The sequence below is a fragment of the Pseudomonas sp. DWRC2-2 genome, from assembly GCF_049897885.1.
GTDB classification, from domain to species: domain Bacteria; phylum Pseudomonadota; class Gammaproteobacteria; order Pseudomonadales; family Pseudomonadaceae; genus Aquipseudomonas; species Aquipseudomonas azotoformans_A.
Genome location: NZ_JAFCXD010000003.1, coordinates 369,145 through 392,248, shown reverse-complemented (window position 1 = coordinate 392,248; position 23,104 = coordinate 369,145). Strand labels below are relative to the sequence as shown.

The window sequence follows — 23,104 nt, the reverse complement described above, 5'->3', positions numbered from 1 at the left end:
TGACGCAATCGGATCAAAATGTGGGAGCGGGCTTGCTCGCGAATGCGGTGGACCAGTCGATGAATCTGTTGACTGACACTTCGCATTCGCGAGCAAGCCCGCTCCCACTTTGATTTGTGTAAGTCGAACCGCCGAATTTCAGCGCAGAATCTTCGGCGCTTCATCCCTTGGCAGGTTGTTGCGCAGCGGCGGTTGGCCTGGGTCTTGATACCCGCCACCTAGCTGCTCCGCCAACTGCCGCGCCACATCCTCACCCAGTGCTTTCGACACGTCTTTCACCACACGCGGCCGGTTCAGGCTCACGCGTACATCGCGGCTGTTCACCAGCTTGGTGTCCTGGCCTTCGCCCATGGCGGTGAACGCCGAGGTGATCTCGTAGGTGCGCGTGTTGATCAGGCTGAAATCCGCCACCAACGTCAGGCCCAGCACAGCCGAGTAGCTGTTGGTGTGGTCCAGGGCGTTGATGTCCTGGGTGAAGTCGATGTCCGACAGGGTGCCGAACAACACGTAGTCGGCGCCCTTGAAGTGACCGGCCTTGATGCGCTTGATCACGTCGTAGACGTCACCCTTGGCATCTGCGGTGTAGGGCGTGCCCTGTACCAGCTGGAACTGATGTGACTTGAGAATCTCGCCCTTGATGTCGCCGCTGAATTTACGCAGCTCGGTCTGTTCGATGTAGCTGGTACGGCTTTCGTACTCGCTGTAGTTCGACGCACCGCTGGCGTGGTAGGCGCCTGCCTGGAAGTTGTTGCTGGCCGACACCTGGTGGATATATTCCTCGACCCGCGCCTCGTAGGCCAGGTCGGTCACTGCGATCTTCGGGGCGGCCGAGGCGCCAAAGGCGCACAGCAGGCCGATCATGCCGATCCATGCACGCATTGCTTAGCGCTCCGTGGTCTTGCGGATTTCTTTTTCGTCCATCCATTCGGCCAGGCCGCTCTCGACGTCGACCAGTTGCAGGCTGAATTTGTAGAACACGTCCTTGTAGTCCGAGCTGCGCTTGACGATGGAACTGATGGAGCCTTCCAGGCGGTACTTGGCGGCGACCATGTTGCCGGTCTTGCTGACGGTGGACTTCTTGTACAGGCCGCTCTGATTCTGCAGCTTGAGCTGGTCGACCTGGCTTTGCATGTCGGTGTTGTCGCTGGCGAAGCGGGCGGTGCCGGTCTTCATCAGCTGGGTCTTGATCGACGTGGTGATCTCGCGGGTATCGATGTACTCGCTGGTTTTGTTCTTCACGTCATACACCTGCACCACCGGGCGGCCCTGCAGGATGCCGGACTGGGCGAGGGAGCGGGTCATGCTTTCGGCGATCATCTGCAGGTCGGTGGAGCCGAACTCGTTGGTGATCGTTTCCACGGCCTTGGTGTCGCCGTAGTTGATGTTCTTGCTGCCCAGTACAGGCGAGGTGTTGGAGCAACCGCTGGCCAGCAGGGCAACCACGGCGAGGATCGAGAAGCGTGCAAACATGGGGAGTTCTCTCTGAAACGTAAAAGGGGAACGGCTCAAGGCGTCTTCACTTCAAGGCGGAAGTCCGCCGCCTGGGGCAGGTTGGCAATGGCCGGCAGGAAGGTCGCCTGGTTGGCGTACAGGTTCAGCACTTTCCAGGTTTCTTCGTCGCCTACCGGGAAGCCGTCGGCTCCCAGCCAGGCGAAGCGGTAATACATCGTCTGGTTACTGCTGGTGATGTTGCTCAACTGCACCTTGGCAGTCAGGAAGCCGTTCTCGCGTGCAACGCGGATGGCACCGACGGCGATGCCCTTGAACTTGCCCATCACCACGATTTTGCTGGCGGCGCTGCCAGGCTCCGGTGGTGGCGGGGTGGCGCAGCCGGCCAGCAGGACCAGCGCCAGGGCGCCGAGTATGAAATGACGCATAGCGTGCTCCTTAAGGTTGTTTGAGGGCGATGGCCTGGGTGGCGGTGCTCGGCACCACATGGGCGGCCAGGCCACCGGCGAATACCTGGTTGCCCACCACGCGCAGGGTGATCACCTGATAACGCTGGTCAGCCTTGACCGTCACCAGCGTGCCGCCCAGAGCGTTGGGCAGGCTGACCTGGTGCTCGCCGTGCTTGAGGCGCAGGCGCGTCACCTGGGTCATGTCCGGCAGGGTGCGCCAGGTGCGGGTGTCTGCACCTTCAGTGACTGCCGAGGCGATACCCAGCACCAGGCCCGCCATAGGGTTGGTCTTGTTCAGGTTGTTTTGCGCCACACCACGGGTGACCGCACGCACCGTGGTGCGCAGGATGATCCCTGGCATGTCATCGCGCAGGGCGCGGCGGGACATGGCCGTGGTGCTGTTGAGTGCGGTGAGGTTCTGTTGCCGGCCGTCGACGCCGATCTGGGCGAAAGTCGCGGTGGACGTATCGGCCTTGATCACCGGGAACGACAGCGGGGTGATCACCAGGTTACCGTTGATCGGGATCGGAATCGGCAGGCGAATCGAGTCGCGGGCCGGCGCCAGACCGCTTTGCACCACGATCAGCACGTCGGTTTCATCGACGCCGACCTTGGATTTGTCCAGATCCAGCAGGGCCTGTTCCAGCAAGGGGGTATTGGGGCGCAACTCGGCCGCCTTGCGATAGCCAGGCGCGGCCAGGTCCTTCTCGCCCAGGGCTTCGTAGACGAAACCGGCCAGGTAATGGCTGAACGCACTCTGGTAACTGTTCTTCAGACCGACCACTTCCGGCGCGTCGAGGGCTGCCACCGGGTAGCCGCGCAGGTCTTTCATCTGGGTGGTCACGCCTTCACGCTCGGCTTCGTCCTCGCGCTTGAGGTATTCCTTATCCCGCAGGTCCGCGATCACCGCTTCGCGTTCGTGGGTCTTCTTGATCTCGGTGCGTGCGCCATCGAAGTCGTTCAAGGCCAGCAGGTTCAGCGCCATCTGCGTTGTCAGCATGACTTTTTCGTAGTCATAGCCTTCGTAGCGCCGCACCTTGTCGTTGGCAAGGAAACTGCCGAACTGGGCCAGGTACTTGGCGCTGTCGAACTTGACCGCCTCTTCCCACTTGTAGACTTGCAGATCAGCACTGCGCCAGGCGGTCTGGCTCCCCGTCAAATCACCCTTGGCCCGCAGCAACTCACCCTTCTCGAAGAAATAGAGCAAGTCCTTGTCTTCACCCGTGTTGTTCTTCTCCAGCAGCGTCAACGCCGCGTCGACATTCCCGGTGACCAACTGCTGATTGGTCGCCTGCAACTCGGTGTCATAGCTGCGAAACATCGAACAGCCCGACAACAACGTCACCGCCGAGAGCGCAAGCAAAGGTAAAGCGCGAAATGCCATGCAGCCTTCTTCCCTGAAAGTAGTAACCACTGTGGTAATTCCTCATAAAAACAAGGAAAGAAATTCCCTTTCGCACTAACAGGGCGCGGCATTATAAGCACCATTACTGGCAAAACAATGGCTATTTGCCCTCCAGAAAGGCCAAAGCGCCACTAGCCCGTTTCTAAAAATGCCTCGCCGTCATCAACACCAAATCACTTTCGCCTTGAGTCAAACCCTTTAAGCCTTAACAATGTGTTACTTCGTATTTCCATTTGAGATTCGTTCATGACTGCCCCCTTCCGTTTTCTCGCCTGGCTACTGTTGCCGGCGTTGATGTCGTGCAGCGTCAACCTGTTGGCCGCAACTGCGGAGGGCGCCCCGCAAGCCCTGCATTTGCTCGACTACATTGGCGCTGACTACCCACCGACGGTGGAGGCGGGCAAGGTTATCGATGAATCCGAATACCGCGAACAGGTGGAGTTTCTCGGCGTGTTGCAGGGACTGGTGGCAGAACTGCCGCAACGCCCGGAACGCGCGGCGTTGGTCAAAGGCGTCGATGAACTGTTAGCGGCTGTAACTGCCCACCAAGACGGCGCAACGGTTGCTCGGCAAGCCCGGCAATTGGGTGCCCAACTGGCCGTGGCCTATGAAGTCAGCCAGGCTCCAGCAATCACCCCTGATCCAACCCGCGGCGCACCGCTCTACGCCCAGCATTGCTCGGTGTGTCACGGCACCGCGGGCGCCGGTGATGGCCCGGCCAGCGTCGGCATGACGCCGCCACCGGCCAATCTGCGCGACCCTGTGCGCCTGGACCGCTTGAGCCTCTATGCGATCTACAACACCCTCGGCCTGGGCGTCGAAGGCACCGACATGCCGTCCTTCGCCGACCAACTCGACGACCGTCAGCGCTGGGACCTGGCCACCTATATCGCCGGTTTCACCGCAGACCCGGCCGCCGCGAAAAGCGAGCAACCGTTCAACCTCGCCGACCTGGCACGCCAAACGCCGAACGAAGTCCTGGCCGCCAACGGTGAAGCTGCTGCTGCGACGTTCCGCGCCCAGCGTGCGCAACCGCCGCAGGTCAAGCGTGGCCCGGCGCAGCTGCTCGACTACACCGCCACCACCCTGGACAAGAGCCTGGCCGCGTTCCGCAACGGCGACCACGAACAGGCCTACGACCTGTCGGTAGCCGCGTACCTGGAAGGCTTTGAGCTGGTGGAAAGCTCGCTGGATAACGTCGACGCCAACGTGCGCAAAGACACCGAGAAGGCGCTGATGGCCTATCGGCAGTCGTTGCAGGACGGTTTGCCGGTCGAGCAAGTGCAGCAACGCCTGGATCTGGCCAAAGGCAAGCTCACCGAATCCGCTGGCTTGCTGGGCAGTGATGGCCTGAGCTGGTCGCTGAGTTACATCTCCGGCTTGCTGATCCTGCTGCGTGAAGGCCTGGAAGCCATCTTGGTGCTTGCTGCGATCCTCGCGTTCCTGCGTAACACAGGCCAGCAGTCGGCAGTGCGCAGCGTCAACGTGGGTTGGGGCCTGGCGTTGCTGGCGGGTCTGGCGACCTGGGCGTTGGCCGCGTATGTGATTGACGTAAGTGGTGCGCAGCGCGAACTGCTGGAAGGCTGCACGGCGCTGTTCGCCAGTGTGATGGTGCTGTGGCTCGGCGTGTGGATGCACGACCGGCGCCACGCCGCCGCTTGGCAGGACTACATCAAGAGCAGCCTGGTGGGCGGCGGCGGTCGGTTCGGCTTTGCGATGCTGGCCTTCTTCTCGGTGTACCGCGAGCTGTTCGAAGTGATCCTGTTCTACGAAACCCTGTGGCTGCAAGCCGGCCCGGCCGGGCACAACGCGGTGCTGGCGGGTGGCGCCACGGCGCTGGTGCTGTTGGCGGGCCTGGCGTGGGTGATCCTGCGCGGTTCGGCGAAGTTGCCGCTGGCGTTGTTCTTCGGGATCAACGCGGCGTTGCTGTGTGCGTTGTCGGTGGTGTTCGCCGGGCATGGCGTGAAGGCGTTGCAGGAAGCCGGCATCTTCGGCACGCGGCCGGTGGCGTTCTTTGACTTCGATTGGTTGGGCATCCACGCCGATGCGTACTCACTGAGTGCACAGGCCGTGGCGATTCTGGCGATTGTGGTGCTGTATGGCCGCAGCCGCCTGGCCGAGAAGCGCCGAGTGGCGGCCTGACATGCGCGTGTGGATCGATGCCGACGCCTGCCCTCGGGCAGCCAAGGACCAGGTGGTGAAATTCGCCCTCAAGCGTCAGTTCGAGGTGGTGCTGGTGGCCGGGCAGAGCCAGATCAAGCCGAGCTTCGCGTGTGTGAAGCTGATCGTGGTGCCCAGCGGCCCGGATGCGGCGGATGACTACCTGGTGGAGCACGCGGTGCCGGGCGAGTTGGTGATCTGCAGCGATGTGCCGTTGGCCGATCGTCTGGTGAAAAACGGCGTCACCGCCCTCGATCCACGGGGCAAAGAGTTCAGCCCGGCAAACATGAGCGAACGCCTGGCGGTGCGTAACCTGTTCACGGATCTGCGGGAGCAAGGCCAGATGGGCGGTGGTCCACCGCCCCATGGCGAGAAGGACAAACAGGCGTTTGCGAATGCCCTGGATCGCATTCTCACTCGCTTGATGCGCCAACCCTGACCCTGCGGCGAAGAGTTTTTGTGGCGGGCGGGCTTGTTGTGGTGAGCCCACTCCCCACACAAGCCCGCTCACCACAGTTGGGGGAAATCAGTCGTTTTCGTGGGTGAGTTCCAACACCCGGTCCACCAGCTTGTTGATCCCTGACGCGACCTCGCTGATGTTCTTGCCGAGCATATAGGCCGGCGTGCTCACCAACTTGCGCGCCTTGTCCTCGACGATATCTTCCACCGCGCATTCCTGGTGAGTCGCGTCCATCTTATCCAGCGCGGCCGCCGTGTCGGCACAGTTGCCGATGGTACAGGTCACGCCCGGGCCATAGATCTTCGCCGCCAGGGCCGGTGAAATGCAGATCAGCCCCACCGGCTTGCCCGCTTCGGCAAAGGCCTCGGCCAGTTCCAGCACCTGTGGGTTGACGCTGCAGCCGGCGCCTTCCACGGCAAAGTTCGACAGGTTCTTCGCCGCGCCAAACCCGCCGGGCACGATCAGCGCATCGAAGTCTTCGGCATTGGCTTCGCGGATGTCTTTGACCTCACCGCGGGCAATTCGGGCCGACTCCACCAGCACATTGCGCGACTCGGGCATTTCTTCGCCGGTGAGGTGGTTGATGACATGCAACTGCGCGATGTTGGGGGCAAAACATTGGACCTGAGCGCCGCGCTGGTCCAGGCGCAGCAAGGTGATCACGCTTTCGTGGATCTCTGCACCGTCGTACACGCCGCAGCCGGAAAGGATCACTGCAATCTTTTTGCTCATGGGCATTTCTCCTGGGGTCTTGGCGTTAAATGTCTACTAATTTGTCATCTGTTGCCAATGGGATCTCGCGTCGCTGCACCTAATCTTGATGTAACAAAAATAGACCGGACCAGACCATGGACTTCGTGCCTTACGCGGTACCGTTTTTCATTGCCTTGATCGTGGTGGAGCTGCTCGCCGACCGCTGGCGCGGCGAGCGCAACTATCGGGTGGCGGATGCCATCAACAGCCTCAGTACCGGTGTGTTGTCCACCACCACGGGGCTTTTGACCAAGGGCGTTGGGCTGTTGACCTACGCCTTTGCTCTTAAACATCTTGCATTGATTGATCTGCCGGCCCAAAGCGTCTGGACCTGGGTGTTCGCCTTTGTGTTCTACGACTTCTGCTACTACTGGCTGCACCGTATGGGCCATGAACGCAATATCCTGTGGGCCGCGCACTCGGTGCATCACCAGAGCGAGGACTACAACCTCAGCACCGCCCTGCGCCAGACCAGCACCGGCTTCCTGCTGAGCTGGATCTTCTACCTGCCCCTGGCGGTCCTTGGCGTGCCATTGGTGGTGTTTATCAGCGTGGCGTCGCTCAACCTGCTTTATCAATTCTGGGTGCATACCCGGCATGTGCCGAAGCTTGGCTGGTATGAATGGTTTTTCGTCACGCCGTCCAATCATCGGGCTCACCATGCGCAGAACGCTCTCTACATGGATCGCAACTACGGCGGGGTGTTCATTATTTGGGACCGGCTGTTCGGCACCTTCCAAGAGGAAGATGACAATGAACCAGTGATTTTCGGCGTGACCACGCCCTTAGCCAGTTGGAATCCGCTGTGGGCCAACCTGCAGTTTTATGCGCAGTTGTGGAGTGATGCGCGGCGTACCGAGCGCTGGTGGGACAAGCTGCGCATCTGGTTCATGCGCACTGGCTGGCGCCCGGCGGACGTGAAGGCCAAGTACCCGTTGGCCAAGCATGACCTGACCCACTTCCGTAAATTTGAAGTGCCGCTGGATGTTCGCCAGCAGGTCTACATCGCCCTGCAATTTGCGGCGTATGTGGGTTTTGGCAGCTATTTGATGAATTTCGGCGAAGGCTTGCCCACGGCGGCGCTGATCCTGGGGTGGAGTGCCATGGCGCTGGGGTTGTTTACCTTGGGGGTGGCCCTGGAGAATCGCCCGTGGGCGTTGAAGGCCGAGCTTTCGCGGCTGGTGCTGAATGTGCCGCTGGTTTGGCTGGCGCCGTTAGTGGGACTTTGGCCCGCCAGCAACCTGGGCTGGCTGGGCCTGCTGAGCTACAGCCTGCTCAGCGTGATCGGCCTCTACTGCTGCAGAAGCCGGTTTACTCGACTGGTGTCTTAGGCGTTTCGACCGGGACCGGCTCGGCGGCGAGCCGGGCCTTGGCCTCGGCGCAGGCCTCGCGGGCGATGCGTGCATTCTTGATGCGGCGGCGCAGCCACAGGCCGAAGCCCAGTAGCAGCAACGCGCCCAACACCCACAGCTCGTATTTCTTGATGCTGCCCAGCATACCTTCCAGCACCGCGCCGAAGTGATAGGCCGCCGCGCCCAGGGCCAACGCCCAGATCGCCGCACCAATGCCGTTGAGGATCAGGTAGCGCAGAGGTGGGTAGCCGGACAGGCCGATCGCCACCGGCATGACCGTGCGCAAGCCGTAGACGAAGCGGAAGCTCAACACCCAGATATCCGGGTGCTTGCGGATATGCTCCAGGGCCTTGTCGCCCATCAATTGCCAACGCGGCTTGCGTGCCAACAGCTTGCGGCCGTGCTTGCGGCCCATGTAATACCAAAGCTGGTCGCCGGCGTAGCTGCCGAAAAAGGCAACGACCACCACCAGGTTGATATCCATGTAGCCACGGAACGCCAGGAAGCCTGCGAGGACCAGGATGGTCTCGCCTTCAAAGAAGGTGCCCAGGAAGAGCGCAAAGTAGCCGAAGTCATGCAGAAATTGTTGAAGCATGGTCTGGGGTGCTGGCGAAATGAACGCGCAGCCTACGCCTTCACGAAGATTCATGAAAGTATCGAGATGTGTCACGAAGTGAACAATTCCTACGTGGATGACGAATGCGACTACAGGTCGCATGCTTAAGCACAACTGTCATACCTTCGTCATAATGGCCGCTTATAACTGCAACGCTCGCCCGTGAACCCGGGCTCAGGAGTCTGTCGTGAGCTTTACCCCTGCCAATCGTCTGTTCCCTGCTACCCGTCTGCGTCGCAATCGCCGTGATGATTTTTCTCGCCGCCTGGTGCGTGAAAACGTACTGACGACCAACGATCTGATCCTGCCGGTGTTTGTGCTGGACGGGGAAAATCGTCGGGAAGCGGTGGCTTCGATGCCCGGTGTGGAGCGTTTGACCATTGATCTGCTGCTTGAAGAAGCTGCAGGTTGGGTTGAGCTGGGGATTCCAGCGTTGGCACTGTTCCCGGTCACACCGTCTGAACTCAAGTCCCTGGATGCTGCCGAAGCCTGGAACCCGGATGGGATCGCCCAGCGCGCCACCCGTGCCCTGCGCGAGCGCTTCCCGGAGCTTGGCGTGATCACCGACGTGGCGCTGGACCCGTTCACCACCCATGGTCAGGATGGCATTCTGGACGAAGACGGCTATGTTCAAAACGACATCACCGTCGATGCACTGGTCAAGCAAGCCTTGTCCCACGCCGCCGCTGGCGCCCAGGTGGTTGCACCGTCGGACATGATGGACGGGCGCATCCAGGCGATTCGCGAAGCCCTGGAGCTGGCCGGTCACGTCAATGTGCGGATCATGGCCTATTCGGCCAAGTACGCCAGCGCCTACTACGGCCCGTTCCGCGATGCGGTGGGCTCGGCGTTGAACCTGGGCAAGGCCAACAAGGCTTCGTACCAGATGGACCCGGCCAACAGCCATGAAGCCCTGCACGAAGTGGCGGCCGACCTGGCCGAAGGCGCTGACATGGTGATGGTCAAGCCGGGGATGCCGTACCTGGACATCCTTTACCGGGTCAAAGAAGAATTCAAAGTGCCGACGTTTGTCTATCAGGTCAGCGGCGAGTACGCGATGCACATGGCTGCAATACAGAATGGATGGCTGAGTGAAGGGGTGATCCTAGAATCCCTGACAGCCTTTAAACGCGCCGGGGCTGATGGCATTCTGACCTACTTCGCCGCCCGCGCCGCCCAATTGCTTAGAGAGCAACAATAGCCCTCACAGGAACGTTCAATGAATACCGAAGGACTCTCAGAAGTTGCCGTAAAAGACGCTCACCCGGTGGTTGAACAAGTCACCGAGACCCCGCCGGAGCATGAGCCCGCCGCGCCTGCCGTGGTAGCCGAGCCGCCCGTGCCGGCCCCGGTGGCGGCGGTGACCAACCTGGATGACAGCAGCCTGTACATCCACCGCGAGCTGTCACAACTGCAATTCAACATCCGCGTGCTGGAACAGGCGCTGGATGAGTCCTACCCGCTGCTGGAGCGGCTGAAGTTCCTGCTGATCTTCTCCAGCAACCTGGACGAGTTCTTCGAGATCCGCGTCGCCGGCCTCAAGAAACAAATCACCTTCGCCCGTGAACAAGCCGGCGCCGACGGCCTGCAGCCGCACCAGGCCCTGGCCCGCATCAGCGAGCTGGTGCACGGCCATGTAGACCGCCAATACGCGATCCTCAACGACATCCTGTTGCCGGAACTGGAGAAACACCAGGTCCGCTTTATCCGTCGCCGTCACTGGACCACCAAGATCAAGACCTGGGTGCGCCGTTACTTCCGTGACGAGATCTCGCCAATCATCACCCCGATCGGCCTTGACCCGACGCACCCGTTCCCGTTGCTGGTGAACAAGAGCCTCAACTTCATCGTCGAGCTGGAAGGTATCGACGCCTTCGGTCGCGATTCCGGCCTTGCCATCATCCCGGCCCCGCGCCTGTTGCCACGCATCATCAAGGTACCGGAAGAGGTGGGGGGCGCTGGCGATAACTATGTATTCCTTTCGTCGATGATCCACGCCCACGCCGATGACCTGTTCCAGGGCATGAAGGTAAAGGGTTGCTACCAGTTCCGCCTGACCCGTAACGCCGACCTGGCGCTGGACTCCGAAGACGTCGAAGACTTGGCCCGTGCCCTGCGTGGTGAGTTGTTCTCGCGGCGCTACGGCGATGCGGTGCGCCTGGAAGTGGCCGATACCTGCCCGAAACACCTGTCGGACTACCTGCTCAAGCAGTTCAACCTGGCCGAATCCGAGTTGTACCAGGTCAACGGCCCGGTCAACCTGACGCGCTTGTTCAGCATCACCGGCCTGGACAGCCATCCGGAGCTGCAATACACGCCGTTCACACCGCAAATCCCTAAACTGCTGCAAAACAGCGAGAACATCTTCAGCGTGGTGAGCAAGCAGGACATCCTGCTGCTGCACCCGTTTGAGTCCTTCACCCCGGTGGTCGACCTGCTGCGCCAGGCTGCCAAGGACCCGCATGTACTGGCCGTGCGCCAGACCCTGTACCGTTCCGGCGCCAACTCGGAAATTGTCGATGCCTTGGTCGACGCTGCGCGTAACGGCAAGGAAGTCACAGCGGTGATCGAGCTGCGTGCGCGGTTCGACGAAGAATCCAACCTGCAACTGGCCAGCCGTCTGCAAGCGGCCGGTGCGGTGGTGATCTACGGTGTGGTCGGCTTCAAGACCCACGCCAAGATGATGCTGATCCTGCGCCGTGAAGCCGGTGAAATCGTGCGTTACGCCCACTTGGGCACCGGCAACTACCACGCCGGCAACGCCAAGCTCTACACCGACTACAGCCTGCTGACCTCCGACGACGCCCTGTGCGAAGACGTCGGCAAGTTGTTCAGCCAGCTGATCGGCATGGGCAAGACCTTGCGCATGAAAAAGCTGCTGCACGCGCCGTTCACCCTCAAGAAGGGCATGCTCGACATGATTGCCCGCGAGACCCAGTTCGCCCTCGACGGCAAGCCGGCGCACATCATTGCCAAGTTCAACTCGCTGACCGATCCGAAGATCATCCGCGCGCTGTACAAGGCCAGCCAGTCAGGCGTACGCATCGACCTGGTGGTGCGCGGCATGTGCTGCCTGCGTCCGGGCATTGTTGGGGTGTCGCACAATATCCATGTGCGCTCGATCATCGGTCGCTTCCTGGAACACACGCGGGTGTTCTACTTCCTCAACGGCGGCGAAGAGCAGATGTTCCTCTCCAGTGCAGACTGGATGGAGCGCAACCTCGATAAGCGTGTCGAGACGTGCTTCCCGGTGGAAGGCAAGAAGCTGATCATGCGGGTCAAGAAGGAGCTGGAAAGCTACCTCACCGACAACACCCACAGCTGGAGCCTGCAGTCGGACGGCCGCTACGTGCGCAACACACCGACTGGCAACCAGAACCCGCGCAGTGCGCAGGCGACGTTGTTGGAGAAGCTGGGTAGCCCGATTTTGACGGTGAACTAGTAGCCACTCACTCAATGTGGGGGCGGGCTCTTGTGGCGAGCGGGCTTGCCCCGCGTTGGGCTGCGAAGCGGCCCTAAAGCCAAACGCCGCGTTCTGCCAGACAGAATGCGGCGTTTTTATTGGGGCGGCTTCGCCACCCAGCGCGGGGCAAGCCCGCTCACCACAACAAGCCCGCTCGCCACAACAAGCGTCTCTGGCCGCCTGCGCGATTAGCGCAGGTTCAGACTGAACCCCACCCGCGTCAACCACTCGGCTTCCTGGGCAAAGTCCGCCTGAGTCAGCTGGTTTTCATCCAGCCAGCCCTTCGGGAACACCACATCCAGGCTGTCGCCATTGGCGCGTAGGGTCACCTGGGGCATTTCCTGGGTGCCACGGATGTGGTGGAACAGGATCGCAAAGCGCAGGAGCACGCACAGGCGGATCAGCTTGATGCCTTCGTCACCGAACTCCGCGAACTTGTCCTTGGGGATGTTACGGCGATGGCCACGCACCAGCAGGGCGAGCATTTGCTGGTCTTCGCGGGAGAAACCGGCCAGGTCCGAGTGCTCGATCAGGTAGGCGCCGTGTTTGTGGTAATGGTAGTGGGCTATATCCAGGCCCACTTCATGCACCTTGGCCGCCCAGCCCAGCAGCTCGCGCCATACACCGTCTTCCAGGTCCCAGTCCTCGGCCACTTGGTCGAAGGCGTGCAGGGCTTTGCGCTCAACGCGGGCGGCTTGTTCCAGGTCGACGTGATAACGCTCCATCAACGAGGTGAGCGTGCGCTCACGCACGTCTTCGTGATGGTGGCGACCCAGCAGGTCATAAAGCACGCCTTCGCGCAGGGCGCCGTCACAGTGGTCCATGCGTTGCAGCTCAAGGGCGTCGAAGATCGCCTCGAGAATCGCCAGGCCGGCCGGGAAGATGGTGCGACGATCGGGCTTGATGCCATCGAAGTCGATTTTCTCGGCGTCCCCCAGCTTGAACAGCTTGCGCTTGAGCCACGCCAAGCCTTCGGCATTCACTTCGCCGGTGCCATGGCCGCCGGCTTTCAGGGCCAGACCGATGGCGCGAATGGTGCCGGACGAGCCGATGGCTTCATCCCACGTCAGGCGGTGCAGGGCGTGCTCGATGCTCATGATCTCCAGCCGCGCCGCCGTATAGGCCTGGGCGTAGCGCGCCGGGGTGATCTTGCCGTCCTTGAAGTAGCGTTGGGTGTAGCTGACGCAGCCCATCTGCAGGCTTTCGCGCAACAAAGGCTCGAATCTTTGCCCAATGATGAATTCGGTACTGCCGCCGCCGATGTCGGCGACCAGGCGTTTGCCGGGGGTGTCGGCCAGGGTGTGGGACACGCCTAGATAGATAAGACGGGCCTCTTCACGACCGGAGATGACTTCGACGGGATGCCCAAGAATCTCCTCGGCGCGGCGGATGAATTCGCCACGGTTGCGCGCTTCGCGCAACGCGTTGGTGCCGACGATTCGCACGGCGCCCAGGGGCATGCCGTTGATCAACTGGGCAAATCGCTTGAGGCAATCGAGCCCGCGCTGCATGGATTCTTCATTGAGCTGGCGCTCGTCGTCGATGCCGGCAGCCAGTTGCACTTTCTCGCCGAGCCGCTCAAGGATGCGGATTTCGCCGTTCTGGGCCTTGGCCACGACCATGTGAAAGCTGTTGGAGCCCAGGTCGATGGCGGCGATCAGGGACAGATTCTTGGCTTGGGATTGCGGCATGGTAAGGGGGTCTCGGTCGATAACCCAGCCATCGTGCCACGATCGACCTTTGGTGCCAACGCGTACGGCTTCGGTAATTTTTCTGCGGGTGTCTGTGAGGGATTCTTGTGGGAACTGTAGGGCGGTTTTCTAAGTTTAAAGAGAAGTTGAGATTATCTTTGTAGGAGTTATTAACGACTGATTGTAGTTGTAGTATTTACGACTTTGCCTACGCGGTGGAAGTTATTGGCTTATCGGATTTTAGTTTAAACCTACTCGGTACTTAGGTTTGGCCCACTTTTTATTTTTACGCCTCCCACATTTATTGGCGTGTTCTCTGATTCATTAATGAGGTGTCAAAGCCACAGACTGTCATTCGGCAATTTCGCCGTGGTGTTATTTATTTATGGTCGAAACTTTCGATCATCGTAAATTCACCGATTCATTACAAATGACAGGTTGAATATGAAGAAAATGCTTGGTGTGACCATGGGTGCTCTTTGCTTGGCCGCAAGTATTGGGGCTCATGCAACGAATGTTGCTGAACTGGTTGTACGAGGGACTATTAAGCCGGTGGCTTGCAACCTCAGCCTCGCCGGCAGCGGCGTCGTCGATTACCAGACAATTCCCGCCGCAAGCTTGTCGCCGACGCAGTTCACTCCACTTGCAGCGAAAACGGTGGGATTGAACATCAATTGCGGCCAAGCGCCAGCGCAGTTTCGAGTGGCACTGACCGACCTGCAACCCGCCAGCAAGGTGACAGGCATCCTCGGTGCCGGGTTCAGCGAGGCGCAGAACTACGGCCTGGGCCTCGCCAATGGCCGGCGTACCGGTGGGTACTCCGTTACCCTCAAAAACCTGCAATCGTCCAGCGGCGCCCTGAGCCCTATCATGCGCAGCAGCCAGGGGGCGTCCTGGCAGAACAGTGACGGTGTAGTCGCCCAATCGCCTGTCCAGTATTCGTGGCGTAGCGGTACCACTGCGGTACCTGCATCCATCACCAGTCTTACAGGCACGCTTGAAGTAAAAGCCGTTATCAACCGCACGCAGGACTTGGACCTGACCCGTGATGTGACGCTGGATGGTCGCACCAGTCTGTCAGTGGATTACATCTAAGTACGTCATTAATAGCCGACATGAGGCAACGGTGCTCGCCTGCCTTTGTTAAGTGTCGGCTGTTTTAACGTGTGCGTTTGTTGGTGTTCGACTTTATGGCTGTGGGGAAAATCGGTGAATGCTCTATCAATAATCATGATGTCGTTGCTGCGCTATATAAGCTTGTGCCTTTTTTTGTGCGGTATGGCAGTAGCGGACGGAATGCAGCCCGAGACAACCGTTGTCATTTTGAATGAAGAAGAGGGTGAGGCGACGCTTAACGTCAAAAATACGGACCCTGGTCCTGCGTTGCTTCATTCGGTCATATTAAACCTACCCGAAGATCCGGAACCCTTGCTGATCGTTACGCCCCCGATTACGCGGGTCGAAGCGGGCGACACCCAACTTGTCCGCTTTATCAGTACCGCAAAGCAACCGCTCAAGACCCAGCGTCTGAAACGAGTGTCCTTTGAAGGTATTCCCGAAGCACGTGCACCCGGCGGTGCGACCATTGGTATCACTCTGCGCCAAAGCCTGCCATTGATCCTGCACCCCAAAGGCTTGCCCAAACATGATGCGCCCTGGCAGCTACTGACATGGAAGCGTGAAGGGGATCAGTTGAAGGTCCACAACAACAGCGCTTACGTCGTGCGCATGGGGATGGAAGTACAGCTGCACCCACAGGCCAGCGTGGCAACGTTGCCGCGAACCTACATCCTGCCGGGTGAAGTGCTGGCGCTCTCGTCGGCAAGCCCGGTGGCGGGAGTGGTGGCCGTGGAGATCAAGCCGGCCACGGTCTACGGGTTTACGGTGGACAGTTACCGCGCGCCCGTTACGGTTGATGCGGATTGACGGGCCTATGAAAAAGATCAGGCATACCCGTCGATCGGCCAATAGCGTGCCGAGCACTATTTCCCTGGTTCGCTCCAGAGTTCTATTGGGGCTTGCGACGCTGTGGAGTCTGCCAGGCACCAGCGCAGCGGTTGGGCTGGGGCAAGGTTTTGATCTGGTCGCGTTGAATTCCCTTGGGATTGATCCGCAGGTGTCTGAATACTTTCGCAGCGCAGCGCGCTTTCGCGAAGGTGTCCATGTGGTCGGACTGCGAGTCAATGGTACGCCGCTGGGGTTGGTTGACGCCCGTTTCGATTACCAGGGCCAGTTGTGCTTCACTCCGGCGCTGCTGGACAAGGCCGGTCTGGTCACGCCGTCCAGGGTGTTGCGCGAGGGCATCACCCCTGACCAGGCTTGCCATGATTTCGTTGGGGAGTATCCGGCGACCATGGTGCGGCTGCGCCCCAGCAGCGATGAGGTCACGTTGGTTGTGCCGACCCAGTCTCTGCGTGCGCCGGAGTGGGAGGCCGGGGACTTTTCCCAGGGTGGCGCGGCGGCCATCTTCAACTACGACATATTGGGTTTCGATACCCAGTCGCGCAGTGGATCAAGTCGCTTCGTATCGGCCTATACCCAGGCAGGATTCAACCTGGGTAATTGGATTGTACGCAGCCGCCAGTTTTATGTTTCCGACAATGGCAGGTCGCGCACCGAACAGGTGAACGCCTATGCCCAGCGTGATATCGCGGCGTTGCAGTCGACCTTCCAGGTGGGGCAGATTTCCAGCAACAACCCTATCTTTGGCGGTGTACAACTGACGGGCTTGCAGTTCTTCCCGGATGGCCAGCAGCGCACCGGTGGGGGCGACAGCAATGTCGTGGTTGAAGGACTGGCTCAAAGCCAGTCACGCGTCGAAGTCCGTCAGTCGGGTGCATTGATCCACTCTACGCTGGTGCCGGAAGGCCCGTTCAGATTGACCGGTTTGCCCTTGCTGAACAGCACCAGCGACCTCGACGTGAGCGTGATTGACGTGCGTGGGGCAAAGCGCAGTTTCGTGGTGCCCGCTGCGTCCTTCCGTGGTGGGGTTCCGGTGGCGCCGGGGTACTATTTTTCCCTTGGCAAGGTGCGTGAAACGGCCATCGACAACCAGGATTCCCCGGTGGTCGCCATGGGCAGCGGCACGTGGGGGCTGGGCCAGCGCTCGTCGCTGGGTTTCGGTTTGCTGAGTACCGACGAGTACCAGTCGGCAGGCGGCTCCCTGAGCAGTGTGTTTTTCCATCAGGTGAACGTGGGCGTGCGCCATAACCTGTCCCGTGATGCTCAAGATGAGGTGGCCGGCGCGCGTAGCACGCTGTCCTTGGGGACTCCGTTATTTGCCAACCTGGATATCAACCTGAGTGCCTCGGCACAGAGCCGCGGCTACCGGGAGGTACTGGATGCGGGCCAGGCGTCGCGGGGGTACAACCTCGATGCGCGTTTCAAGCGCCAGTACACGGCAGGTTTGAACTGGGCGGCCCCGTCCCTGGGCGGTTTCTCCCTCGGTTTCACCCGTAGCTCGCAATTTGACGGGCAATCCAGCGATCATCTTTTTGCCTCGTGGAACAACACGTTCAACGGCGTGGGTGTCGCACTGATCGCCGACGCTCAGGTAGGGGCGACCGAGCCTCGGCGCTTGGAGCCGGTTCGAGGCGGCCGCCGCGATGAGCGGCTGGACGAAGGCACGTCTGTCAGACTGCAGGTCACGGTGCCCTTGGGGGCTGATCGGAGTGTGAGTTCTTACGTCAGTCGTCGGGGTGACCGGCTGGATGCCGGCACCGCCCTCAGCGAGCGGGTCAACGACTATGTGAATTACGAAGTCGGTGTTGATCGGGACGTGAAAGAGCGAGAGCAAAGCGTGCGCGGTCGTGTGGACGTCTTGCCGCTGTATACCCGCGTGAGCCTGGGCATAGACCGTGATCCGTCGAACACCAACTATTCCGGGCAACTGCAAGGTGGCATCGTGGCCCATGAGCACGGCGTGACCTTCTCGCCGTATGCGGTGCAGGACACTTTTGGCATCGTCTCGGTGGGTGATATCGGCGCGGCCAAGGTCTCGACGCCCCAAGGGCCGGTATGGACCGACTTCAGCGGCCAAGCGGTGATCCCCGGGCTGCAGGCCTACGGCAACAATCATCTGCAGGTGCAGACCCAGTCGTTGCCCAAGCGCGTCGACTTGAAAAACGGCACCAAGGTCCTCGCTGCCGGTCGAGGGTCGGTCAATATTCTCAATTTTGATGTGGTGAAAGTCCGTCGTCTGTTGCTTGAAGCCCAGGACGGAGAGGGTCGACCACTGCCGCAAGGTGCCGCGGTGTTCGGCGAAGGCAACAGCTTTGTAACCAGCGTAGTGGGTGAGGGCATGATTTTCCTGAGCAATATCGATGGGCCGCAAACCCTGAAGGTTTCACTGCCGGACTCCAAATCCTGCCTGCTGAAAGTCAACCCGGAGCAAGAGTCTGACGATGACAAACTCTACGACAGCGCACCGGTGGTGTGCCATGCACAATAAGCCTATGAGCCGCTGGCGAAACGGCAGCCTGTGCCTGTTGTTGCTCGCCCTGTTGGTGAACCAGGCGCACGCTGAAAACTGCCGGATGAGCTTGAGCGAGCCCCGCGTTGACTACGGGGTGATTCGTCCTTCACAAGGATCCTCTGGCAGGGCGACAGTGACGCTGGATACGCAACGTACGCTGCATCTTAGTGTGCTCTGCACGAACCCCTCGGCGATGGCATTGCGCTTCAGCGGTGCAGCCGCCGATGCGCAGGGCTTTCAGTTCGGGCGGCAGGGGCGTTTTACCTTGAGCCTGAGGCAGGCCCAGGTCGACGGCAGGCCGGTATCGTGGCAGCCCGATGAAGCCTCCAGTGGGCAGCTGTTACCGGGGCGTGTGTTATCGACGAGCGCAGGCGGTGCGCCGGTGATGGGCCGTCGGCTGACGGCCCAGGTGGAAATAGCGGTTCAATTGCCGGCCGATGCCCTCTCGGTACGTCGGGAGGTGCTGCTGGAGGGGCGTGGCCAATTCGAACTGGTCAGCCCGGCTGTTCCGTAGAGCCGATAAAGTTGGCCAGCTCGGCGGTCTGCGGGTTGGCAAACAACACCTTGGGATCGCCCACCTCGTGCACCTTGCCCTGGTGCATGAACACCAGCTTGTCGCCGACTTCACGGGCGAAGCGCATTTCGTGGGTCACCATGATCAGGGTCATGCCGTCCTTGGCCAGTTGGCGCACCACGCTGAGCACTTCATTGACCAGTTCCGGGTCGAGGGCCGAGGTGATTTCATCGCACAACAGCACCTTGGGCGACATAGCCAAGGCGCGTGCAATCGCCACGCGTTGTTGCTGGCCGCCAGACAGGCGATCGGGGAAGGCATCGAACTTTTCACCCAGCCCGACGCGCTCCAGCATTTGCCTGGCCAATTGAGCCGCCTTGGCCTTCGGCACTTTTTGCACAACCTGCGGCGCAAGCATGACGTTCTCGCCCACCGTCAGGTGCGGGAACAGGTTGAACTGCTGGAACACCATGCCGACTTTCTGCCGCAGGCTGCGCAGGTCGGCACGGGCGGCATCAAGGTATTCGCCATCGACTTCGATCACGCCGTCGTTGATCGACTCCAGGCCATTGAGGGTGCGCAGCAAGGTGGATTTGCCCGAACCGCTGCGGCCGATGATCGCCACCACCTGGCCTTCTTCAACGCTCAGGTCGATGCCCTTGAGTACATGGTGATCGCCGTAATACTTATGCAGGGCGGAAATTCTAAGCAGAGGCATGCAGTCTCCTTTCCAGGTAGCGCGCACTGAGGGACAAGGGGTAGCAGAGCAAAAAGTAACCAAGGGCCACCAAGCCGTAGACCATGAAGGGCTCGAAGGTGGCGTTGGCGAGCATGCCGCCGGTCTTGGTCAGTTCGGTGAAGCCGATGATCGAGGTCACGGCGGTGCCTTTGACCACCTGCACCGAAAACCCCACGGTGGGCGCGACGGCAATCCGCAGCGCTTGGGGTAGGATCACGTAGCGCAGTTGCTCAAGCGGGTTAAGTGCAAGGCTGGCCGAAGCTTCCCATTGGCCGTGGGCGATGGAATCGACACAGCCGCGCCAGATTTCGGCGAGGTAGGCGCTGGTGAACAAGGTCAGGGCAATCGCCGCCGCCAGCCAGGGCGAGATATCCACACCGAGCAGGGCAATGCCGAAAAACACCAGGAACAGCTGCATTAACAGCGGCGTGCCCTGGAACAGTTCGATATAGGTGCGCGCCAGGTTGCGCGGGAAGGCCTTGCGGCTGATGCGCATCGTCATCACCAGCAAACCGATCACGCCTCCACCGATGAACGCCACCAGCGACAGCAACAGCGTCCATTGCAGACCCGTGAGCAGGTTGCGCACGATGTCCCAGAATGAAAAATCACTCATCGGCTGTTCCTCATCACGAAGCGGCGGCCGATCCAGTTGAGCAACTGGCGAATCATCAGCGCCATGCACAAGTACACCAACGTGGTCAGGGCATAGGTTTCGAACGCACGGAAGTTGCGCGACTGGATAAAGTTGGCGGCAAAACTCAGCTCTTCGGTGGCGATCTGCGAACACACCGCTGAACCGAGCATCACGATGATGATCTGGCTGCTCAATGCCGGCCACACCTTGCCCAGCGCCGGCAGCAGCACCACGTGGCGGAAGGCTTCGAAGCGTGTCATCGCCAGCGCGGCGGCGGCTTCAAGTTGCCCGCGCGGGATGGCTTGAATGCCGGCGCGGATGATTTCCGTGGAGTAGGCGCCCAGGTTGATCACCATCGCCAGCACGGCGGCTTGCCATTCGGTGATCTTCAGCCCCAGGGACGGCAGGCCGAAGAAGATGAAGAACAGCTGCACCAGGAACGGCGTGTTGCGGATCAACTCGACATACACACCGAAGATCCACGCAAACGGCTGGATCTTCCACGCCCGCACCACGGCGCCGACGGTGCCCAGGGCCACGCCGAGGAGGGCGCCGATGGCCGTCAGCTCAAGGGTGAACAGCGCGCCGCGCAACAGCAGGTCGGTATTGGCCAGCACCGGCACGAAGTCAAATTGATACGCCATGAGTCAGCTCCGTCGTTTCAGAGATCGGCGGGCAGTGGCTCTTTCAGCCATTGCAGTGCGTTTTTTTCCAGGCTGCCATCGGCCTTGGCTGCGACCAGGATCTGGTTGACCTTCTCCAGCAGCGCCGGCTCGTTCTTGTTCACGCCCACGTACACCGGCGAGTCCTTGAGCTTCACTTTCAGCGCCGGCACGCGTTTGGGGTTGCGTTCGCTGATCGCCACCATCACCACGTTGCCGCTCGCGATCAGGTCGACCTGGCCCGCCAGGTAGGCGGCGATGGTCGAGTTGTTGTCTTCGAAACGCTTGATCGTGGCTTCCTTGGGCGCCACGGCGGTCAGCTCGATGTCTTCAATGGCGCCACGGGTCACGCTGATGGTCTTGCCCTTGAGGTCGTCGGTGCTGCTGATGGCCGCTTCAGGCGGGCCGAACACGGCCAGGTAGAACGGTGCATAGGCCTTGGAGAAGTCGATGACCTTTTCCCGCTCGGCGTTCTTGCCCAGGCTGGAGATCACCAGGTCGACCTTGCCGGTGGTAAGAAAGGGAATGCGGTTGGTGCTGTTTACCGGGGTGAGTTCCAGCTTGACCTTGAGCTGGTCGGCCAGCAGCTTGGCGGTGTCGATGTCGAGGCCACGAGGCTTCATGTCGGGGCCGACTGAACCGAACGGCGGAAAGTCCTGGGGCACGGCGACCTTGAGGGTGCCACGGGCGACGATGTCGTCCAGACCGTTGGCCTGGGCGGGTGCCTGGCCCAGCATCAGGCTGGCAAACAGGGCAGTAAGCAGGGCGCTGTAGCGCTTGGTCATGGCAACTCTCCGAGAAGGGCGAAGGAATTTTCTGGATTTGCTCAGTGCACAGCCCATGCCATCACCCTGAAGAACGCCTGCAAGCCAGGGATTTGTTGAGTTGCGGTGGTCTTACTGGTCTGAACAGTTGCAACGGTTTTCGCACCCTTTTCGAGCGCCGGCAAAACCTCGCGAGCCCCTTTGGGGCGTGGCTTGCCGCCGGCCGCGAATAGCTTTACAACTAGCCGCTCAGTTGTCTGGAACCTTGAGTTTTCTATGAATTCCATCGCCCAAGCCGTACCGGAAGCGGCCCTGCAGGCCATCCGCAAACTGATCAAGGAGCAAGGCTTCGGGCCAGGCGATGCCTTGCCGTCGCAACGGGATCTGGCGGTGCAGTTGGGGGTCAGCCGGGCGTCGTTGCGCGAGGCGTTGTCGTCCCTCAGCGCGTTGGGTGTGGTCAGTGTGCAGCCTGGAAAGGGTGTGTTCGTGCAGGCCACCGAGGAGTCGCCGGGGTTTGCCTGGCCCTTCGCGGCCCAGGCCACGCCACTGGATATCTTCCAGTTGCGCTATGCGCTGGAAGGGTTTGCGGCGGGGTTGGCGGCGGTGACGCTGACCATCGATGAGCTGGACAGCCTGGAAGATAACGTCGAGGCCATGCGCAAGGTACTCAAGGCCGGCGACTTCGAGGCGGCCGCACGGCTGGACTTCGAATTCCACCAGCGCATTCTGCTGGCCAGCGGTAATCAGGCGATGGTGAGCATCCTGAGTGCCAGTGCCGAAGTGTTTCTGGAGAGCCAGAAGCTACCGTTCATCCGGCCGGAGCGGGCGATGGAAACCTGGCAGGAGCACCGCCGGATCCTGCGCGCCCTGGCCCGGCGGGCCAGTGCAGCGGCGCAGAAAACCATGCAGGAGCACGTGCGCAACGCGGCGTTGCGCACAGGCATTGCCTTCGTGACTCCCGTCACGCCGTGAGTTGGGCTATACCCAAACTCATGCACCACCATAGCAAGACTCAATCAGAGGCGGCTTCCTGAACGGGGGAAGGGCGGCTATGATGGGCCACGTTTTTTTTGCTTACAATCCGGAGACATCCATGAGCAACGATCTTATCAAGCACGTCACCGACGCGACCTTTGAGGCCGAAGTACTCAAGGCTGCTGGCCCGGTGCTGGTTGACTACTGGGCTGAATGGTGTGGCCCTTGCAAAATGATCGCTCCAGTCCTGGACGACATTGCGACCACCTACGAAGGCAAGCTGACCATTGCCAAGCTGAACATCGACGACAACCAGGAAACCCCGGCCAAGCACGGCGTGCGTGGTATCCCGACCCTGATGCTGTTCAAGAACGGCAACGTCGAAGCGACCAAAGTAGGCGCGCTGTCGAAGTCTCAGCTGCAAGCTTTCCTCGACGCGAACATCTAAGCGTCGTCAAAAAAGCCCCGCAAATTAGCGGGGCTTTTTCGTGAAACAGGGCTAGACGCTCCGAAACTCAGGTGGTACATTCGGCCCCGCACT

Annotated in this window: 22 protein-coding genes; 11 read left to right on the top strand and 11 right to left on the bottom strand. The window is 60.6% G+C overall.

The features are described from left to right. Positions 1–138 precede the first annotated feature (138 nt). The 4 genes from ACP7EW_RS17130 to ACP7EW_RS17115 are packed head-to-tail and all read right to left on the bottom strand — an operon-like array spanning position 139 to position 3,282. The gene (locus ACP7EW_RS17130) at positions 139–879 is read right to left on the bottom strand and encodes a penicillin-binding protein activator LpoB (protein WP_426218509.1); all 741 of its coding nucleotides are present in this window, start codon (positions 877–879) and stop codon (positions 139–141) included. A 3-nt stretch (positions 880–882) separates the two neighbouring features. Beyond that, positions 883–1,470, bottom strand: coding sequence for a penicillin-binding protein activator LpoB (gene lpoB, locus ACP7EW_RS17125; RefSeq protein WP_033897516.1), 588 nt, complete (start codon positions 1,468–1,470; stop codon positions 883–885). A gap of 35 nt (positions 1,471–1,505) precedes the next feature. Beyond that, entirely contained in the window at positions 1,506–1,877 is a 372-nt protein-coding gene (locus tag ACP7EW_RS17120) for a YcfL family protein (protein ID WP_038844227.1), read from the bottom strand. Positions 1,878–1,887: 10 nt separating this feature from the next. Then, positions 1,888–3,282: a COG3014 family protein gene (locus tag ACP7EW_RS17115; RefSeq protein WP_426218505.1), complete on the bottom strand. Its 1,395-nt coding sequence runs from the start codon at positions 3,280–3,282 to the stop codon at positions 1,888–1,890. 267 nt (positions 3,283–3,549) lie between these two features. Between ACP7EW_RS17115 and ACP7EW_RS17110 the strand changes: the two genes are divergently transcribed. Together ACP7EW_RS17110 and ACP7EW_RS17105 are read left to right on the top strand one after the other, a co-directional pair. Beyond that, positions 3,550–5,445: an FTR1 family protein gene (locus tag ACP7EW_RS17110; protein WP_426218503.1), complete on the top strand. Its 1,896-nt coding sequence runs from the start codon at positions 3,550–3,552 to the stop codon at positions 5,443–5,445. 1 nt (position 5,446) lies between these two features. Continuing rightward, positions 5,447–5,902 carry a YaiI/YqxD family protein gene (locus ACP7EW_RS17105; RefSeq protein ID WP_426218501.1) on the top strand — a complete coding sequence of 152 codons (456 nt, stop codon included), beginning with the start codon at positions 5,447–5,449 and terminating at the stop codon, positions 5,900–5,902. Between the two features lie 87 nt (positions 5,903–5,989). Here ACP7EW_RS17105 and elbB read toward each other — a convergent pair whose 3' ends face one another. After that, positions 5,990–6,655: an isoprenoid biosynthesis glyoxalase ElbB gene (elbB, locus tag ACP7EW_RS17100; RefSeq protein ID WP_426218499.1), complete on the bottom strand. Its 666-nt coding sequence runs from the start codon at positions 6,653–6,655 to the stop codon at positions 5,990–5,992. 116 nt (positions 6,656–6,771) lie between these two features. On the opposite strand from elbB, the gene ACP7EW_RS17095 reads away from it, so the two are divergent. Then, positions 6,772–8,007: a sterol desaturase family protein gene (locus ACP7EW_RS17095; protein ID WP_426218497.1), complete on the top strand. Its 1,236-nt coding sequence runs from the start codon at positions 6,772–6,774 to the stop codon at positions 8,005–8,007. On the opposite strand, the gene ACP7EW_RS17090 is transcribed toward ACP7EW_RS17095, so the two are convergent. Beyond that, positions 7,988–8,623 carry a DedA family protein gene (locus tag ACP7EW_RS17090; protein WP_033897595.1) on the bottom strand — a complete coding sequence of 212 codons (636 nt, stop codon included), beginning with the start codon at positions 8,621–8,623 and terminating at the stop codon, positions 7,988–7,990. The two genes, ACP7EW_RS17095 and ACP7EW_RS17090, sit on opposite strands and share 20 nt — an antisense overlap. 208 nt (positions 8,624–8,831) lie before the next feature. On the opposite strand from ACP7EW_RS17090, the gene hemB reads away from it, so the two are divergent. Together hemB and ppk1 are read left to right on the top strand one after the other, a co-directional pair. Next, the gene (gene hemB, locus ACP7EW_RS17085) at positions 8,832–9,845 is read left to right on the top strand and encodes a porphobilinogen synthase (RefSeq protein WP_061434559.1); all 1,014 of its coding nucleotides are present in this window, start codon (positions 8,832–8,834) and stop codon (positions 9,843–9,845) included. Positions 9,846–9,863: 18 nt separating this feature from the next. Next, a complete protein-coding gene (gene ppk1 / locus ACP7EW_RS17080; protein ID WP_028618415.1) occupies positions 9,864–12,086 on the top strand; it encodes a polyphosphate kinase 1 in 2,223 nt (740 codons plus the stop codon). A 209-nt stretch (positions 12,087–12,295) separates the two neighbouring features. Here ppk1 and ppx read toward each other — a convergent pair whose 3' ends face one another. Next, the gene (gene ppx / locus ACP7EW_RS17075) at positions 12,296–13,798 is read right to left on the bottom strand and encodes an exopolyphosphatase (RefSeq protein WP_033897523.1); all 1,503 of its coding nucleotides are present in this window, start codon (positions 13,796–13,798) and stop codon (positions 12,296–12,298) included. Between the two features lie 444 nt (positions 13,799–14,242). Here ppx and ACP7EW_RS17070 point away from each other — a divergent pair, with 444 nt between their 5' ends. The 4 genes from ACP7EW_RS17070 (at position 14,243) to ACP7EW_RS17055 (ending at position 18,786) form a co-directional block, all read left to right on the top strand. Continuing rightward, positions 14,243–14,893, top strand: a complete 651-nt coding sequence (locus ACP7EW_RS17070; protein WP_177074883.1) for a DUF1120 domain-containing protein — start codon at positions 14,243–14,245, stop codon at positions 14,891–14,893. A 138-nt stretch (positions 14,894–15,031) separates the two neighbouring features. Further along, positions 15,032–15,724 (top strand): fimbria/pilus chaperone family protein, encoded by a 693-nt coding sequence (locus ACP7EW_RS17065; protein ID WP_426218856.1) that lies wholly within the window; start codon positions 15,032–15,034, stop codon positions 15,722–15,724. A gap of 7 nt (positions 15,725–15,731) precedes the next feature. Beyond that, positions 15,732–18,248, top strand: a complete 2,517-nt coding sequence (locus tag ACP7EW_RS17060) for a fimbria/pilus outer membrane usher protein (RefSeq protein ID WP_426218494.1) — start codon at positions 15,732–15,734, stop codon at positions 18,246–18,248. After that, a complete protein-coding gene (locus ACP7EW_RS17055; RefSeq protein ID WP_426218492.1) occupies positions 18,238–18,786 on the top strand; it encodes a hypothetical protein in 549 nt (182 codons plus the stop codon). Before ACP7EW_RS17060 ends, ACP7EW_RS17055 begins: the two co-directional genes overlap by 11 nt. On the opposite strand, the gene ACP7EW_RS17050 is transcribed toward ACP7EW_RS17055, so the two are convergent. The 4 genes from ACP7EW_RS17050 to ACP7EW_RS17035 are packed head-to-tail and all read right to left on the bottom strand — an operon-like array spanning position 18,767 to position 21,609. Continuing rightward, on the bottom strand, positions 18,767–19,504 hold the full coding sequence (locus ACP7EW_RS17050; RefSeq protein ID WP_033897526.1) for an amino acid ABC transporter ATP-binding protein: 738 nt from the start codon (positions 19,502–19,504) through the stop codon (positions 18,767–18,769). The genes ACP7EW_RS17055 and ACP7EW_RS17050 overlap by 20 nt on opposite strands. Continuing rightward, entirely contained in the window at positions 19,491–20,141 is a 651-nt protein-coding gene (locus ACP7EW_RS17045; protein WP_033897527.1) for an amino acid ABC transporter permease, read from the bottom strand. The genes ACP7EW_RS17050 and ACP7EW_RS17045 overlap by 14 nt, the downstream gene beginning before the upstream one ends. Beyond that, the gene (locus tag ACP7EW_RS17040; RefSeq protein ID WP_005792409.1) at positions 20,138–20,806 is read right to left on the bottom strand and encodes an amino acid ABC transporter permease; all 669 of its coding nucleotides are present in this window, start codon (positions 20,804–20,806) and stop codon (positions 20,138–20,140) included. The genes ACP7EW_RS17045 and ACP7EW_RS17040 overlap by 4 nt, the downstream gene beginning before the upstream one ends. Positions 20,807–20,823: 17 nt before the next feature. Beyond that, a complete protein-coding gene (locus tag ACP7EW_RS17035; RefSeq protein ID WP_038843210.1) occupies positions 20,824–21,609 on the bottom strand; it encodes a transporter substrate-binding domain-containing protein in 786 nt (261 codons plus the stop codon). Between the two features lie 255 nt (positions 21,610–21,864). Here ACP7EW_RS17035 and ACP7EW_RS17030 point away from each other — a divergent pair, with 255 nt between their 5' ends. Further along, entirely contained in the window at positions 21,865–22,560 is a 696-nt protein-coding gene (locus ACP7EW_RS17030) for a FadR/GntR family transcriptional regulator (RefSeq protein WP_426127165.1), read from the top strand. Positions 22,561–22,681: 121 nt separating this feature from the next. Further along, entirely contained in the window at positions 22,682–23,011 is a 330-nt protein-coding gene (gene trxA / locus ACP7EW_RS17025; RefSeq protein ID WP_015886460.1) for a thioredoxin TrxA, read from the top strand. The last annotated feature ends 93 nt before the right edge of the window (positions 23,012–23,104 follow it).